At 38.8% G+C, this 16,948-nt stretch carries 19 protein-coding genes; 2 read left to right on the forward strand and 17 right to left on the reverse strand.

The genetic code is table 11. From position 1 onward, the window contains the following. Positions 1-32: 32 nt before the first annotated feature. Complete coding sequence (locus ACZ5XR_RS19515; RefSeq protein ID WP_464498054.1) at positions 33-281, forward strand: DUF2627 domain-containing protein; 249 nt, start codon at positions 33-35, stop codon at positions 279-281. Positions 282-302: 21 nt separating this feature from the next. Here the strand turns inward: ACZ5XR_RS19515 and ACZ5XR_RS19520 are convergent, their stop codons facing one another. Further along, complete coding sequence (locus ACZ5XR_RS19520; protein ID WP_464498055.1) at positions 303-1,031, reverse strand: glycerophosphodiester phosphodiesterase; 729 nt, start codon at positions 1,029-1,031, stop codon at positions 303-305. 40 nt (positions 1,032-1,071) lie between these two features. Here ACZ5XR_RS19520 and ACZ5XR_RS19525 point away from each other — a divergent pair, with 40 nt between their 5' ends. Then, the gene (locus tag ACZ5XR_RS19525) at positions 1,072-1,209 is read left to right on the forward strand and encodes a YycC family protein (RefSeq protein WP_464498057.1); all 138 of its coding nucleotides are present in this window, start codon (positions 1,072-1,074) and stop codon (positions 1,207-1,209) included. A gap of 108 nt (positions 1,210-1,317) precedes the next feature. Here ACZ5XR_RS19525 and spo0A read toward each other — a convergent pair whose 3' ends face one another. From spo0A to spoIIIAF, 16 genes are all read right to left on the reverse strand, one after another. Continuing rightward, a complete protein-coding gene (gene spo0A, locus ACZ5XR_RS19530; RefSeq protein WP_464502380.1) occupies positions 1,318-2,109 on the reverse strand; it encodes a sporulation transcription factor Spo0A in 792 nt (263 codons plus the stop codon). 552 nt (positions 2,110-2,661) lie between these two features. Further along, positions 2,662-3,951 (reverse strand): SpoIVB peptidase, encoded by a 1,290-nt coding sequence (spoIVB, locus tag ACZ5XR_RS19535; RefSeq protein WP_464502381.1) that lies wholly within the window; start codon positions 3,949-3,951, stop codon positions 2,662-2,664. Between the two features lie 121 nt (positions 3,952-4,072). Beyond that, complete coding sequence (recN, locus tag ACZ5XR_RS19540) at positions 4,073-5,761, reverse strand: DNA repair protein RecN (RefSeq protein WP_464498058.1); 1,689 nt, start codon at positions 5,759-5,761, stop codon at positions 4,073-4,075. A gap of 15 nt (positions 5,762-5,776) precedes the next feature. Next, positions 5,777-6,226: a transcriptional regulator AhrC/ArgR gene (gene ahrC, locus ACZ5XR_RS19545; protein WP_464498059.1), complete on the reverse strand. Its 450-nt coding sequence runs from the start codon at positions 6,224-6,226 to the stop codon at positions 5,777-5,779. 184 nt (positions 6,227-6,410) lie between these two features. Continuing rightward, on the reverse strand, positions 6,411-7,250 hold the full coding sequence (locus ACZ5XR_RS19550) for a TlyA family RNA methyltransferase (protein ID WP_464502382.1): 840 nt from the start codon (positions 7,248-7,250) through the stop codon (positions 6,411-6,413). 3 nt (positions 7,251-7,253) lie between these two features. After that, positions 7,254-9,149: a 1-deoxy-D-xylulose-5-phosphate synthase gene (gene dxs / locus ACZ5XR_RS19555; RefSeq protein WP_464498061.1), complete on the reverse strand. Its 1,896-nt coding sequence runs from the start codon at positions 9,147-9,149 to the stop codon at positions 7,254-7,256. A 260-nt stretch (positions 9,150-9,409) separates the two neighbouring features. Then, complete coding sequence (locus ACZ5XR_RS19560) at positions 9,410-10,303, reverse strand: polyprenyl synthetase family protein (protein ID WP_464498062.1); 894 nt, start codon at positions 10,301-10,303, stop codon at positions 9,410-9,412. A 3-nt stretch (positions 10,304-10,306) separates the two neighbouring features. Next, entirely contained in the window at positions 10,307-10,540 is a 234-nt protein-coding gene (locus ACZ5XR_RS19565; protein WP_464498063.1) for an exodeoxyribonuclease VII small subunit, read from the reverse strand. Continuing rightward, positions 10,530-11,888, reverse strand: a complete 1,359-nt coding sequence (gene xseA, locus ACZ5XR_RS19570) for an exodeoxyribonuclease VII large subunit (protein ID WP_464498065.1) — start codon at positions 11,886-11,888, stop codon at positions 10,530-10,532. Before xseA ends, ACZ5XR_RS19565 begins: the two co-directional genes overlap by 11 nt. 153 nt (positions 11,889-12,041) lie before the next feature. Further along, positions 12,042-12,440 carry a transcription antitermination factor NusB gene (gene nusB, locus ACZ5XR_RS19575; RefSeq protein WP_464498067.1) on the reverse strand — a complete coding sequence of 133 codons (399 nt, stop codon included), beginning with the start codon at positions 12,438-12,440 and terminating at the stop codon, positions 12,042-12,044. A 166-nt stretch (positions 12,441-12,606) separates the two neighbouring features. Beyond that, a complete protein-coding gene (locus ACZ5XR_RS19580; RefSeq protein WP_464498068.1) occupies positions 12,607-13,014 on the reverse strand; it encodes an Asp23/Gls24 family envelope stress response protein in 408 nt (135 codons plus the stop codon). Positions 13,015-13,030: 16 nt separating this feature from the next. Beyond that, positions 13,031-14,386 carry an acetyl-CoA carboxylase biotin carboxylase subunit gene (gene accC, locus ACZ5XR_RS19585; protein WP_464498070.1) on the reverse strand — a complete coding sequence of 452 codons (1,356 nt, stop codon included), beginning with the start codon at positions 14,384-14,386 and terminating at the stop codon, positions 13,031-13,033. An 11-nt stretch (positions 14,387-14,397) separates the two neighbouring features. Continuing rightward, on the reverse strand, positions 14,398-14,907 hold the full coding sequence (gene accB, locus ACZ5XR_RS19590; RefSeq protein WP_464498071.1) for an acetyl-CoA carboxylase biotin carboxyl carrier protein: 510 nt from the start codon (positions 14,905-14,907) through the stop codon (positions 14,398-14,400). A 182-nt stretch (positions 14,908-15,089) separates the two neighbouring features. Next, the gene (locus ACZ5XR_RS19595; protein ID WP_464498072.1) at positions 15,090-15,650 is read right to left on the reverse strand and encodes a SpoIIIAH-like family protein; all 561 of its coding nucleotides are present in this window, start codon (positions 15,648-15,650) and stop codon (positions 15,090-15,092) included. A gap of 15 nt (positions 15,651-15,665) precedes the next feature. After that, positions 15,666-16,316 carry a stage III sporulation protein AG gene (gene spoIIIAG / locus ACZ5XR_RS19600; protein WP_464502383.1) on the reverse strand — a complete coding sequence of 217 codons (651 nt, stop codon included), beginning with the start codon at positions 16,314-16,316 and terminating at the stop codon, positions 15,666-15,668. Then, positions 16,309-16,938 carry a stage III sporulation protein AF gene (gene spoIIIAF, locus ACZ5XR_RS19605; protein WP_464498073.1) on the reverse strand — a complete coding sequence of 210 codons (630 nt, stop codon included), beginning with the start codon at positions 16,936-16,938 and terminating at the stop codon, positions 16,309-16,311. The genes spoIIIAG and spoIIIAF overlap by 8 nt, the downstream gene beginning before the upstream one ends. Positions 16,939-16,948 lie beyond the last annotated feature (10 nt).

The raw sequence follows: 16,948 nt of genomic DNA on the forward strand, positions 1-16,948 counted from the left end.
CTATCACATAACAATTCGGAAGGATTTCATTTATGAAGCGTATTATTGCCCTAATCATATTAGTAATTCCTGGGTTTATGGCTGCACTCGGCATCAAATTAATGCGCGATATGACCTTTGGTATTTTGCAAAAGCCTATCCCCTATTTATGGCTGCAATTTTTATTAGGTTTACTATTTTTTATAGGCGGTCTTAGTTTTGTTGCAGGCTTTATTTTCTATCGTGATCGAAAAAGAAATAAAGTTCAGCAGCGGTTTCAAGAAAGACAAAGGCGCAGTTAATTGCAAAAAAGAGACCCGCCTTTAAGGTCTCTTTTCGTATTGCTTTCTAATTTTCAGCGCTTTAACAGGATCATCTGTAATGACGGAAGTGCAGTTAATTTTATAGAGCCGCCGTAAATCAACATCATCATTTACTGTGTAAGGTCTTACCGCAATTCCATTTTCTATTGTCCTGATAATAATTTCATCGGTTAAGGTTGAAAACTTCGGATGGATACCTTTTGCTCTAATTGATTGAGCGTAAATCCATGGCATAAACAATCCTTCTAAAAATAGCGGTGCTGTTTCGATTTGCGGGTCTAGTCGATAACAATAGACGATACTGTAATGGTTAAAGGAGGAAATAATAATTCGGTCGCTGAAGCGATATTTTTGGATTAGCTGAATTACTTTCTCTTCCATTCCTTCATAGTTAAATACACCGTTTTTCAGCTCGATATTACACAAGATTTTGTTGGTTTGCATCCAATCAAACACTTCAATTAATGAAGGGATTGGCTCTTTTTTCGTTCCTTTTTTATTGGCATTCAGCTTGCGCAGCTCTTTAAATGAAAAATCCTTAACAAAGCCGTTCCCATTGGTAGTCCGGTTAACCTTTTCATCATGAATGACGACTAGTTCACCATCGCTCGTTAATTGAACATCCAGTTCCAACCCATCTGCTCCTGCCTTTTCAGCTTCCAAAAAAGCAGTCATTGTATTTTCGGCAAAAGAAGCGGAAAACCCACGGTGTGCGAAAATTTGTGTCATACTCTCACTTCCTAACTACTTAAAAAATTGGAGGATTAAAATGAAACCATTACAATTATCCCCTGAAACAGCAATTAAGCTTTCCGAAAAACTTAAAGTACCGATTGAGCAGCTTATGCATATGCCTCAGCATATTTTAATTCAAAAGCTAATGGAATTGGAAAAAGACAAAAATTAAATTTTTCCATAGTTCTATCATATGCACGAACATTTGAGGAAACTCAGGTAAAAATAAAAAAGCCTTCATTTCTATAAATGGAGGCTTTTTTTATTTATTATTACTGTTTCAAGATGCCATGTGTTCTAATCGAAGTTTGTCAGCTACCATCGCAATAAATTCAGAGTTCGTTGGTTTTGCTTTCGACATGCTGACCGTATATCCAAACAAAGAAGAAATGGAATCGATATTGCCGCGGCTCCACGCCACCTCAATAGCATGTCTAATCGCACGTTCCACGCGGCTTGCTGTCGTGTTATATTTCTTGGCAATATCCGGATACAATACTTTTGTAATAGAGCCAAGAAGTTCAATATCATTATAAACCATTGAAATGGCTTCACGTAAATATAAATATCCCTTTATATGAGCAGGGACACCAATTTCATGGATGATACTTGTAATACTTGCATCTAGATTTTTCGGCTTTTGTTCTGATTGAGGTCGATAGGATGTTGTTGGAGTTTTACGAATAATCGTAGAAGATCTGCCGCTAACTTGGCGAATATGACTTCCGAGATTTTCCATATCAAACGGCTTTAAAATAAAATAGGACGCTCCGAGCTCAACGGCCTTCTTCGTCACATCCTCCTGACCAAATGCTGTAAGCATTATTACATTCGGCAATGATCCTTTTCGCAGTTCCCTAAGCCGTTCTAAGACAGCCAGCCCATCAAGGTGAGGCATGATGATATCTAATACAAGTACATCTGGATCAACGGATCCCAACATATCTAAACATTCCTGGCCATTATGAGCGATTCCCGCTACTTCCATATCATCTTGGGAGGAAATATAGTCCTCTAACAATCCAACAAGTTCCCTATTATCATCAACGACACAAACCTTTATTTTCTTCAACACCGTATTCCTCCTCAGATCTATTTATTTCTTCTATTCATCGTAGTCTCTATTTTATATTCTAAAGTAGAAATTCGACAATGCAACATAAATTCCTTTCTTTTTTTTATATTTCTTAAAAATATTGATAAAATCTTATATTTTCTTTAATTTCCTCTTCTTTTCGACGAATTTCGATTTTTTGTCGAAAAATCTCCGATTATAAAGGCTGTTTTCGTAAACTTTGTTGCTATTTACCTAAAAAGAAGAGTGGTTGATTTCCGCTCCAGGATGCTCGCTTTCCGTGGGGCGGGCGGCGAGCCTCCTCGGCGCTTAAGCGCCTGTGGGGTCTCACCTGTCCCGCTGCTCCCGCAGGAGTCTCGCACCTTCCGCTCCAACCAACTCCTCAAATAACCTATTTAAAACAACATTCTTATAGAAAACAGCCCTAATTAACAAAAAACATATACAAGGAAAAGGGCAGACTGCTCAAATTCAAATTCCAGTATTGGTGCATTATTTTGCCCAAATATACTGAGATTTTGCGAGCGGTCAAACCCTTTTTATCACATTTTAACTTGCTTTATCTTTAGGTGTATCATATATGTTAATTCCAGCTTCATCCAACATCCATTCAATATGAACTCCATATCCTGAGGTTGGATCATTCACGAAAACATGTGTTACCGCTCCAACAAGTTTTCCATCCTGAATGATTGGACTTCCACTCATTCCTTGGACAATTCCTCCTGTTTTTTTCAGGAGCTTGGGATCAGTAACTTTTATGACCATTCCTTTTGTTGCTGGAAATTTTTGCGGAATTGTACTAACGATTTCAATATCAAATTCTTCAACCTGATCATTATTTACAACTGTTAAAATCTTTGCTGGCCCTACCTTCACTTGATTGGATAGAGCAATGGGCAATGGCTTATCCATTATGCCATTTTTTAATGGTTTATTTAATTCACCAAAAATTCCAAACGGACTATTTTTTTGAATATTACCAACTATTTCACGATCAGATGAAAATCTCGCAAGTTTTTCACCTGGATCACCATTACTTCCTTTTTCAATGGATGTGACGGTCGAGCGAACAATTTGGCCATCCTCAACTACAATTGGTTTTTTCGTATCCATATCTGAAATCACATGCCCGAGCGCACCGTACTTTTTAGACTGTGGGTGGACAAATGTCATTGTTCCAATTCCTGCGGCTGAATCCCTTATATATAAGCCAAGTTTATAGCTGTTTTCATCCTTGTCCTTTAAAGGGAGTAATTTGGTCGTAAATTTGCCAGATTCCCTGCTGATAACCAAATTCAATGCTTTCCCTTTTTCGCCGGCATCCTGAACGAAAGCGGCAACATCTGTCATTTTTTCTATTTTATTGCCGTTGATTTCTGTAATAATATCGCCAACTTTAATTCCTGCAATTTCACCTGGTGATTTTTTACCGCTTGAGGTATTCACTAAATGGTGACCGACAACTAAAACGCCCACTGTGTTTAATTTAACACCTATGGACTGCCCTCCCGGAATGACGCGAAAATCTTTTAAAACCCTAACATCGACCTTTTTTACGGGGATTCCCGCAAATTCTAAAACCATTTCATTGCTGCCTCTTGCTTTTGCCTTTAAGGAAACCGATTGGCTGTCTTGTTTAATTGAGATAGTTGAATTGTGAGAAACTAATGAGGCTGTTACCGGTACAGCCTTTTGGAAAGAATAATCTTGTCCTTCAAAGACGGTTATGTTCTTTGGAATTTCAAGAAAATGGTGCATGGGCTGAAAAAATATTAGGCTGATTAATGAAACAAGGAGAATTCCACCAATGATCTTTCTAATGATTTCTAACTTCAAATTTTTCACTCTCCTCGTATCAGTCACTACTTTGGAAATGGCTACATCTATAATTTTGCCTGTATTACAGTCATTTATAACTAGCCACAACATAAAAAAGCTCCCCATATTGGGAAGCTTTTCAATTTTTTTTATTTTCAGCCGCTAAATACAATAATTCTTCTGCATGCTTTTTCGTTAAATCTGTAATTTCTACTCCTGAGATCATACGGCCAATTTCTTTTATTTTCTCATCCGCCTTAAGCGCAGCCACAGATGTTTTTGTTCTTCCACCTTTTGTTATCTTGGAGATAAACAAATGCGTATCTGCCATTGCTGCAACCTGTGGCAAATGCGATATACATAATACTTGTGAATCATTGGCCACTTTATAAATTTTTTCTGCTATCGCTTGTGCAACTCTTCCACTGACTCCTGTATCCACTTCATCAAAAATGATTGATGTGACACCCTGATGCTTGGAAAAAATGCTTTTTAGCGCTAACATAATCCTCGATAATTCTCCTCCTGAAGCAATTTTAGACATAGGCTTCAAAGGTTCTCCAGGATTGGTGGATAGATAAAATTCGACATGGTCTACGCCATTTTTAGTAAAATGATAAAGATGATCCTCAAAGCGAATTTCAAAAACCGTTTTGGACATATATAATTCTTTGAGTTCTTTATGTATGAGCTTTGTCAGCTTGTCTGCCCATTTTTTACGAAGCTCAGTCAATTGTTTTGCTTCAAGGGTTAGATCCTTTTTAATGGAGGATAACTCTTTTTCTAATTCACTGATATGGGTTTCTTTATTTTGTAAGGTTTCAATCTCTTCTTCAATTTTTGCTGCATATTCTAAAATTTCCGGAATGGTTTTTCCGTATTTACGTTTTAACTGATTAATTTCAGTTAATCGATCTTCAATTTCATTAAGCCTTCGAGGATCGTACTCTAAAACATCCAGTTCCGTTCTTAAGGATCGGGATGCATCTTCTAATTGATAAAAACAATTTGAAACGGATTCAAACATTTCCTGATAAGCATTGTCAAGGGCGGCAGCATTTTCCAAATGTCCCATAACCATACTAATCCAGTCGAGTCCTTTTTGTTCTCCATTTAAGGCCATATAGCCCGATTGGATTGCTTCAAAAACCCGCTCAAAGTTTCCCAGCTTTCTTTTTTCCTCAAAAAGCTTGTCATCTTCATCGAGCTGTAAATTTGCTTTCCCGATCTCCTCAAATTGAAACTGAATTAAATCCAGGCGATGAGCCGTTTGTTGTTCATTTTCACTCAAGGATTTTAGCTTCTGAAGGGTTGTTTCATAGCGATGAAACACCTCTTGGTATTCCTTTGTGGAAATGGAAATTTCTTCAAAGCCAAATTGATCCAATAACGTTAAGTGTCTTGTTTCATCCATTAATTCTTGATGTTCATGCTGTCCATGAATATCAACAAGTGTCGAACCGATTTCCCTTAGAGTTGAAATCGTCACAAGTTTTCCATTGATTCGGCATACGCTTTTGCCAGTTCTAGATATGTCTCTTCTTAAAACCACCATACCATCTTCAATATCGATTCCAAATTCCAATGCTTTTAGGCAGCAAGGATGCCGATCATCATTTAATTGGAAGAGGCCCTCAATTTCTGCCTTTTCCTCACCGTGACGGACAAATTCAGAGGACCCTCTTCCGCCTACCAATAAATGAATAGCGTCAATAATAATTGATTTTCCAGCTCCTGTTTCTCCAGTTAACACAGTTAACCCTTTTTCAAATGAAATGGAAAGAGCTTCGATAATGGCGAAATTTTTTATCGATAATTCTGATAACAAAGAGCACTCCCCCAATTAAAGCATGTCAAGGAATCGGTTTGTAATGACTTCTGTCTGCTCCTCTGTTTTACATATAATGAGTAGCGTATCGTCACCACAAATTGTTCCTAAAATTTCTTCCCAATCCAGATTATCTATTAGCGCTCCGATGGCCATAGCGTTTCCGGGCAGGCATTTCATGACAAGCAAATGTCCTGCTGAATCAATTCTTACGAACGCATCCATTAAGGACCTCTTGAGCTTTTGTAAAGGATTAAACCTTTGGTCTGCCGGCAGGCTGTACTTATATCGTCCATCAATTAATGGCACTTTAACAAGATGTAATTCTTTTATGTCCCTTGAAACTGTTGCCTGAGTCACATTTACTCCGGCATTTCTCAGTTCATCAACTAGGTCATCTTGGGTTTCAATCTCATTATTAACGATAATTTCTCTAATTTTGATATGGCGCTGACCTTTATTCATTTGTTTTTCACCCCATAGCATTCAAACCATTTAAGTATTTTCTTCTTATTTGTCGCTTCTACACATATGTTAGCCGATTTTGTTAAAGATGTACATTTTTTCTTTAGGCTCTTTTATACATGGTTGTTAATTTCCGCTCCTTGCGCTGTCTTTCTTTAAAAAGAACAAAGGATAAGCGGCCTGCCTATCCTTCATTCGTTTGCTTTGTATGAAATTCCTGATGAGATTGATTCACAACCTCAATGGGGTCGACAGGCAATAGGTTCTTCCCAGTTTCTTGTTCACCATTCCATTTAAGGTGAAGCAGAAATTCAATATTTCCGTCTCCGCCGGTAATCGGTGAGTAAGATAGATTCGTGACTGTATATCCTTGTTGAATAGAAAAATCAACAATTTTATTAATAACTTGTAAGTGAACCTTTGCATCACGGACAATCCCTTTTTTACCCACCTGCTCCCTGCCGGCTTCAAACTGTGGTTTAATCAGCGCAATGATATCTCCGCCGGGAACAAGAAGTGTTTTGACCACAGGCAAAATTAAAGTTAAAGAAATAAATGAAACATCAATTGAAGCAAAATTGGGCATTTCCCCGTTTAAATCAGCTGGGGTTACATAGCGGAAATTAGTCCTTTCCATGACAACAACACGTTCGTCCTGTCTAAGCTTCCAGGCCAATTGATTGTACCCAACATCAAGGGCATATGACATCTTTGCGCCATTTTGCAAGGCACAATCTGTAAAACCACCCGTCGATGCGCCAATATCAATTAACACCTTATCCAAAACGGACACATCAAAAACTTTAAGGGCTTTTTCAAGCTTTAATCCGCCACGGCTGACATATGGCAGCATATTCCCTTTAACGGTAAGAGGAATATCTGCCTTTACCTTTTCACCAGGTTTATCCAATCGCTCCTCATTTGTATAAACAAGACCTGCCATAATCGCTCTTTTCGCTTTTTCCCTTGTTTCTGCTAAACCACGCTCAACGAGTAATACATCTAAACGCTCTTTATTTTTCATCATTTATGCCCTTTGTTGTTTTTTACGTGCAAGGATTCCTAATCGATTAACCGCTTCCTCTGTTGTTAATCCGATTTCCTCTAGAAGTGAATCGACATCACCATGCTCAATAAAGTGATCAGGAATCCCCATTCTGTCAATGACAGCACCGTAATAGCCATGATCATGAGCAAATTCAAGAACTGAGCTGCCAAAACCTCCTGCCAGCACGGATTCTTCAATGGTAAGGATCGGAATATTTCGAATTAGTAATTGACTTAACATCTTCGAATCCAATGGTTTAATGAACCGAGCATTGACAACTTTAATGGAAATCCCTTGTTTCTCAAGAATTTTTGCTGCTTCCATTGCCAATGAAATTGTTGTACCAAATGTCAAAATCGCCGCATCGTCACCTTCTCTTAACACTTCCCATGTGCCGATTGGAATCTGTTTAAATTTCGAATCCAATGGTACACCCACTCCATTCCCACGAGGGAATCTCATCGCAATTGGTCCATCGTCATAATTCAGCGCCGTGTATACCATATGCTGCCCTTCATTTTCATCCTTCGGCATCATCACTACAATATTAGGCACATGCCTTAAGAAAGCAATATCAAATACTCCTTGATGTGTTTCACCGTCTGCACCAACTAAGCCTGCGCGATCGATTCCGATAAAAACATTAAGGTTTTGCCGGCATATATCATGGACAACCTGATCATAGGCGCGCTGCAGGAAGGTAGAATAAATAGCTAAAAACGGCTTCATTTTTTGTGTTGCTAAACCCGCTGCAACAGTGGCTGCATGTTGCTCCGCAATACCGACATCAAACATTCGGTCCGGAAACTCACTTGCAAACCCTTCAAGCTTGGAGCCGACTGGCATGGCTGGTGTAATCGCAACGATACGATCATCCTCGCGTGCCAGTTTTCGAACCGTTTCACTAACGAGGCTGCTCCATGCAGGAGGCGGCGTTTTTTCAGGTTTAACAAATGCACCGGTGTCCATTTTATATGGTCCTGTTCCGTGCCAAGTGCCTTTTGTGTCCGATTCCGCCGGGTTGAAACCTTTCCCCTTTTTAGTGATCACATGGAGAAGTACGGGACCTTCGGTTTTTTTGGCATAGCTTAAATTTTCAAATAAGGCTTCAAAATTATGACCATCGATTGGACCCAAATAAGTAAAGCCCAATTCTTCAAAAAACATCCCTGATACAAACAGATATTTAAGACTATCCTTAACTCTTTCAGCCGTAGCCGCTAAAACACCGCCAACTGCAGGAACTTTTTTCAACAATACTTCTAATTCATCTTTCACCCACTGATACTTACCTGCCGTACGCAATTGTCCTAGGATATTATGAAGGGCGCCAACATTTGGGGCGATCGACATCTCATTATCGTTCAAAATTACAATCATGTCTTTCTTTTCATGACCAATATGATTCAGTGCCTCAAGTGCCATGCCGCCGGTTAATGCGCCATCACCGATAACAGGAACAACATAGGACTTCTCTTTTTTCAAGTCGCGGGCAATTGCCATTCCCATTGCAGCCGAAAGGGAAGTCGAGCTGTGACCTGTTTCCCAAACATCATGTTCACTTTCAATTCGTTTTGGAAATCCGCAAAGGCCCTTAAATTTCCTTAAAGTGTCGAAATCACATGCTCTACCGGTTAAAATTTTATGAACATAGGACTGATGTCCGACATCCCAAATGATTTTATCTTTCGGGCTATTAAAACATTTATGAAGCGCAAGTGTTAATTCGACAACACCTAAATTTGGTCCAATGTGGCCCCCTGTAATAGACAGCTTTTCAATCAAAAATTGGCGTATTTCTTGACTTAACACCTCCAATTCCTTATTGGACATCCTTTTTAAAAAGGAAGGGTCTTTTATTGATAACAGATCCATTTAGGACCACTCACTTTCATTCTTCTTTTTCTATCCGTCATAATCTTGATGGTCTTAGGTTGTATATTTTTTTAGATTTGCATTCTATTTATCAAAAAATAGCCGCTAACACGAAAAGTGATAACGGCATTAAGAGCATTTTCTTCATTAAAAACCATTATATCATAACTAAATGATTGCCTCAAATACCTTTGTCTATCTTACACTTAAGAGGGGGGAATTCCGCTCCGGGCGCGCTCGCTTTTAACAAAGTCTTATTTTTAATGATCTCTTGAAGCCACTAAGTCGGTTATTTCTAAAAGGAGTTTCGTATCCAGACCTGTTTGCTCCAAGTAGTGCTTCGATTGATCAATTTGGTTTTGGAGAGCTTTTTTTGCCCCTTCAAGTGTGAGCAATTGCGGATATGTGCTTTTATGATTTGTCATATCACTACCAACGGGCTTGCCAATTAATTCTTGATTTCCAACCAGATCAAGAATGTCATCTTGGATTTGAAAAGCAAGACCAAGATGATGGGCAAAGGCTTTTAAGTTTTCCATTTGGTCTTTGTTTGCTCCGGCAATTAACGCACCGGCTTCAACACTAAAGACCAAAAGCTTACCCGTTTTATGAATATGTATGTACTCCAGCTCTTCAAGAGAAAGATCTTTTTCCTCCCCTTCCATATCTGCCACTTGTCCACCAACCATTCCTTCTGCACCTGCGGCTTTTGCAAAAGCCATAACCAACTTTAATTTTGTATCCGCTGCAACAGCTTCGTCGGGTATTTTCCCGATCACTTCAAAACTATATGTCAATAAAGCATCACCTGCCAGGACAGCAACCGCTTCCCCAAACACTTTATGATTCGTTGGCTTCCCTCTTCTAAGGTCATCATTATCCATACTTGGCAAGTCGTCATGGATCAGTGAATAGGTGTGAACCATTTCTATAGCAGATGCAGCAAGCAACCCTTTTTGGGGATTCACGCCAAAAGCAGCCAATGTTGCAAACACTAATAAAGGACGAATTCTTTTCCCGCCTGCTTCAAGGGAATATTGCATTGCATCTTTTATAACAGGAGGTGCCTCAAGCCTGCCCACAAGCGTATGCAGCTCGCTTTCCAACAGCTGTTTATATTCTTGTGCAAATGCTTCCAGTAACCCGTTTCCCAAGTCCTATTCCTCCTCTTTAACGGAAAAACTTTCGGTGCGTCCATCCTCCGTAATAATTTGCGTTAGTTGTTCTTCAACGTTTTTCAATTTATCATGACATAGCTTGGACAATTCCATTCCTTCTTTATAAAAAGCGATAGCCTCTTCTAATGGAACATCCCCTTCTTCAAGCCTATCCACAATTTGCTCTAATTTATTCATTGCTTCTTCAAAGGAAATTATTTTTTCATCTGTCATTGGAGCTGCTCTCCTTTATTTTTTCTACTTTACATAGTAGGCTGCCATCCGTTAATTGAATTTGCAGCGGATCATCCTTTTTCACTTGATTGATGCTTTTTACTAGCTTGGAATCATCTGTATAAACCAGACTATAGCCGCGTTCCATAATCTTCAAAGGACTTAAACCTTGTAATTTTGAAACAAGAAAATCAAAATCGGTTTGTTTTTTTTCAAGAATTTGAAGCATGGCCCGATTGAATTCTTTTTGTGTAAGATTGTAACGTTTATCTGCATTCTGCAATAGCTCGCGTGGATGATTGCGCTGTAACCTTTTATATAGAATTTCTTGCTGCCCTTTTTTTTGCAAGGTTAAGCGAGATACTCCACGACCGAGCATTTCCGTTAATTTATCAAGCTGTTCTAGCTTTTGCTCATACAGGCGATGTGGATAGCGAAAAGCGTAAGATTTCTGAACACGATTCAACCGTACTTTTTCCTGACGTAGTTTTTCCTTCATTGCCCGGAGTAACCGGGTTTGCCGCTGAAGTAATCGCTCCATTAGTTCATCAATGTGCGGAACTGCCAGTTCTGCTGCAGCAGTTGGCGTCGGTGCTCTTAAATCTGCAACAAAATCCGCTATGGTAAAATCGGTTTCATGACCTACAGCTGAAATAATTGGAATGGTTGAAGCAAAGATAGCACGGGCAACACTTTCTTCATTAAAAGCCCAAAGCTCTTCTATTGAACCTCCTCCGCGCCCTATAATCAAGACATCGATTGATTTAAGCATGTTGGCCTGTTCGATTGCTTTCACAATTGAAGGTGCAGCATGGTCACCTTGAACAAGGGCAGGAAAAACAAGAATGTTCACCACCGGGAATCTTCTTTTGATCGTTGTGATAATATCGCGGATGGCGGCACCGGTCGGGGATGTGATGACTCCAACTGTTTTCGGAAAGGAGGGAATGGCCTTCTTTTTTTCGAGAGCAAATAAGCCTTCCGCTTCCAGCCTTTGCTTTAATTGTTCGTAGGCTAAAAATAATTCACCAATACCGTCAGGCTGCATTTCTTTTATATAAATTTGATACTGCCCACTTGGTTCATAGACAGTGATATCACCTTTTACAATAATTTTCATGCCATTTTCAGGTGAAAATTTCATTGTTCGAGAATGACTCGAAAACATGACCGCAAGAATCCTTGCTTTTTCATCCTTTAATGTAAAATACATATGTCCGCTTGAATGCTGCTTAAAATTTGAAATTTCACCTCTAACATGAATATTAAGCAAATGAGGATCTGCATCAAATTTTCTTTTTATGTATTTGGTTAACGCATTAACAGAAAGATACCTTTGTTCCTGCATAACTAACTCCTTTAGAGTTATATTTTATTTGCAACATAAAACTGCCCTTATCCATTATATATTTAGCTTCTTTTTTTGTCCGCAATCTAACGGAAAAGAAGTGAAATAAAAATAGATAAGGACATATTTTATTTAAATTTTATTCGAAGCGATTTAACCATTGACAAGTTTCTGTTTTACTTTTGAAAGGACTCCATTTATAAACTTGCTTGATTGGTCGTCGCCGTATATTTTGGCGATTTCAATTGCTTCATCTAAGATAACATTTTCAGGGACTTCATTACGAGCAAATAATAATTCAAAGGCAGCGATTCTAAGCAGGTTTCGGTCCACAACTGCCAAGCGGTCCATCGACCATTTTTCAAGATTTTCTTTTATTAACTGATCGATTTCATTTTTTTGTTCAACGACCCCAAAAACAAGTTTTGTTAAATAATCGTCTCCAGCTTCCCCTTCTAAAACATGCTCCAATGCGGAGGCTGGGTCTGCTTGGCTTACATCAATTTGAAAGAGAGCCTGTAATGCTTTTTCCCTTGCCGTTCTTCTTTTCATTATCCTGTTAACTCCTTTAGAGATTTTGATATACTTAATCTTTATTATTAGGTATTAAATTAACCAGACGATAAGCACATAAAAAGATAATAGCACAACTAAAATCGAATCGCACTATTCCCTAAAAAATAAAACCAAAGGACTTTTCATCCTCTGGTTTTTATTTTTATATTTCTTGTTCTATTTCGAGTTCATTTTTTTGATTTTCAAATTGGATGCCGACGACGTGGATATTAACTTCTTCTGCATCTAAGGCGGTCATATTAATCAAGGCTTGGCGAATATTATCCTGAATTTTCCCTGCGACGGTTGGAATGGAAACTCCAAATTTCATTAAGCAATAGACATCCACTTTAATTCCTGACTCGGATAACTCTACTTTAACACCCTTGCCATGATTCTTTTTCCCTAATCGTTCGACAACTCCTGATGCAAAGTTGCCGCGCATTCCGGCAACTCCCTCTACCTCGGAAGCGGCAATACCAGCAATAACCTCAATTACCTCAGGTGCAATTTCCACTTTACCCTGACCGATATTCCCTTGTTCCATTTCCAAGATACTAAACTCACTCATTAAGAACACCTCCAGATTATTGGCTCTTCATCACATCATGCAATTCTAGAAATTTCGTATTAAATTGCCCTTCAACAAATTTTTCATGGTCCAGCAGTTTTAAATGAAACGGAATCGTAGTGTGAATGCCTTCAATAACAAATTCACTTAATGCACGTTTCATACGGGAGATTGCCTCTTCTCTGCTAGTACCAAATGTGATGACTTTCGCAATCATGGAATCATAATAAGGCGGTATGGTGTATCCCGGATATGCAGCAGAATCGATTCGAACACCGTATCCTCCAGGTGGCAGGTACATATTGATTTTACCCGCTGATGGCATGAAGTTTTTTTCTGGATTTTCAGCATTAATTCGGCATTCAATTGCCCAACCGGTAAAAGTTACATCCTTTTGACTAATGGATAGTCGCTCACCGTTTGCTACGCGAATTTGCTCTTTGACCAGGTCAATGCCCGTGACCAATTCAGTAACAGGGTGTTCCACTTGAATCCTGGTGTTCATTTCCATAAAATAAAACTTCCGATTGCGGTAGTCATATATAAATTCTACCGTGCCTGCGCCAGAATAATCAACAGCTTTTGCAGCTTTTACAGCTGCACTACCCATTTCTTCACGAATCTCGCCGTCTAAGGCAGGCGATGGACTCTCTTCCAGAAGCTTTTGAAGTCTTCGTTGGATTGAACAGTCTCTTTCACCTAAATGAATCGTGTTTCCATAATTGTCTGCAAGCACTTGGATTTCAACATGGCGGAAATCCTCAATATATTTTTCTATGTAAACACCTGGATTCCCAAAAGCCGTTAATGCTTCCTGCTGGGTGATATTGATACCTTTAATTAGTTCTTGTTCATTTTTCGCAACACGGATCCCTTTTCCTCCGCCGCCAGCAGTTGCTTTAATAATGACAGGATATTGAATTTTTTCAACTAATTCCAGTGCTTCCTCAATGTCATTGATAATTCCTGTAGAACCAGGAACAATTGGGACACCCGCTTCTCGCATTGTTTCTCGTGCAATATCCTTTGTGCCCATCTTTGTAATCGCTTCAGGACTAGGGCCGACAAAGGTGATATTACATTCACGGCATAGCTCGGCAAAATCAGCATTTTCAGCTAAAAATCCATATCCTGGGTGAATAGCATCACAGCCTGTCAATTTTGCCACACTGACAATATTGGTAACATTTAAATAGCTTTCTTTAGATAAAGTGGGGCCAATGCAATAAGCTTCATCGGCAAGCTGGACATGGAGGGCTTCACGGTCTGCTTCAGAATAAACAGCAACTGATTCAATACCCATTTCTCTGCATGCCCGAATAATTCTTACTGCAATTTCTCCCCGGTTTGCAATTAACAGTTTTTTAATCATTTTATCGCTCCTTATTCAGGCTTAACTAAAAATAATGGCTGTCCATATTCTACTAATTGTCCATTTTTTACAAGAACTTCTACAATTTCACCATTTACTTCTGCTTCAATTTCATTGAATAATTTCATTGCCTCAACAATACAGACAATCGAATCCTTGGATACTTTTGACCCCGTCTTCACATAAATATCTGAATCAGGAGTTGGTGACGCATAAAATGTTCCAACCATTGGTGAAGTAATTTTGTGCAAGTTGGAGACATCTGCTCCAGCTTCCGGTTTTGCTGTTTCCTGGGTTACTTCTTTAACAGCCACTGCAGGAGTTACTTCTTGAACCGGTACGCTTTGAACGGCAGGTGCAACCGGTGCAGCAGTTTGAATCACAGGCTGTACAGATGCTACCGTTGCTGCAGCATTCTTTTTCATTTGTATTTTTGAGCCTTCGTTTTCGTAAACAAATTCATCAATACTTGATTGGTCAACTAATTTTATCAATTCGCGAATTTCTTGTACTTTTAACATCAAGTAACACTCCTTGGACTCTTCATTTGTGACTAACTATTAATACTATACGATAATTTCTTATTAAAGTTCAACAATCTAAATTCAGTTTGATTCAGTATAAATGGTTATAATTCCCTTTTTATAAAAAAATTAGTCTGAAAATGAAAAAGGAAAGTCGGTTGACCTTCCTTTTTAGTGAATTATTTTGCATTCTGAAATTCAACTAAGACGTAATTCGTTTCACCCATTTCCTTTTTAACCTGCTGAATGATACTATTTGCTGCAGATGCTGATGGCTTTTTCTTAGATAAAACAGTCACTCTTACTTGAGAGCCGTCAGCTCTTACAAGGGCGTCATCATAACCCATAGTTTTGATTAATGTTTCAAGAATATCTTCCTGTTGAGCAATTTTATTTAAATTTTGCATTTGGTCATAGGCCTTGCTTCGCTGATCTGGAGTAAGATCGGTAGAAGCCACTTCAGAGGTCAAATCATCTCTTAATTGACTTCTCTGTTCTTCTAGCTTTAAGCGAAGGGCTTCAAACTCATCATTGCTGGAAATTTGAGAAATAGTTGTTTTTCCACTGTTATCAGTTGATTTTGCATTTGTCTGTTTTTGGGCAACCTGATTTTTTGCCTTTTGTTCGACTGCAGCCAAATCACTTTTCTTCTGTTCTGGTGAAGTAATATAGTAAACTGATAAAACAACTACTAAACTTAACATCGTTAATAACCATACTGTTTGTTTTTTCAAAAGCATTAATAAGTCCCCCTCTTATTTTTTAGGCATCACGGCGACACGGTAGCTGGGTACTCCTAAAACCCTTGTAACAGCTTCAACAATCCTGCTTTTTACTTGAATATCATCTGCACCCTTTGCCACCACAAGGACGCCGCGGATTTCTGGTTTCTTTGTTTCTATAACAATCGGACTCTCTTGATCTCCATTTCGAGTAATCACTAGCTGTTCATCTGTAGAAGAATCAACCACTTTACGTTGGCCGCCATTTTGGTCTGTTTCATCCGTCGTTTGCGTTTTCGTCGTCCTATTCTTCTCCAAAATCTTTTGATCTGTTGAATCAAGGTTGACAACGACTGTAACATTTCCACCCCCGAGCATGTCTTCCAAAGCTTTCTTGAGCTGTTCTTCATATGCTTGTTCATAATTTGTAATCGTGTTATTACCGGAAGATTTTTTCATTCCGAACGCAGGGACATCACTTGCGCTAGTTTTCCCACTGGCTGTTGCAGGTATATTTTGTGCTTCCGGTTTGCTTTTAAATAAGATATTCCCTGCGAGCATGAAAGCCGCACCAATACAGAGGACAAGCAGCATATACTGGTATTTCCCGGCTTTCTTTTCCGATTTTCCATCCATACTGATCCGTTTTTTCAACCATGAAAATGGCCCTGTGTTTTTATCCATTCTGGTCATCACTCCCCCCTTCAATTGTGACATCGAGAGTTTTTACTGTTACATTCCATTTTTGCGATAAAAATTCTGCAACCTTTGCTGTATTTTCTGCTGTTCCTTTGGAAGGAAGAGGTTTTTCTGTATTTATGTTAATTTGTTTAATGGCTTCGACTGTCTGAACAGAGCTGTCAGGATGCTTCAAAAGAACCGTAACCTTTTGGAGGTTTTCAGGGAAAGCTTGGTCACTTTTTTCATCTGTAGCAATATCTATTTTTTCAATCTCCAATCCGTATTGATTCATCAACTCCTTCTCGACATCCTTTTTAAGCTGGACAGCCATTTCATCTTCAATATATGCATGTTGTGAGTCTTGTATTTCTTTTTTCTTTAAATCTATTAAATTTTTCATATTTTTTCCTTCGGAAGAGGTAAATGACGGAACTTGAGCAAGCGCGGTTTCAAAGTTTCCGGAAATTAATTTAAAAATAGGTGTCAGAATAATCGCAATCAAGAGCAGACCTGTTACCATTTTTGTATATTTTTGCATGCTGGAATTAGGCAGGAGCATATCGATTATTGTCGCTAGAAGGATAAAAAGAATTATGTTCATGACCCATTCTTTTAAAAAATCCATATTTCTCCCC

This window comes from Neobacillus sp. Fa239 (genome assembly GCF_055395235.1).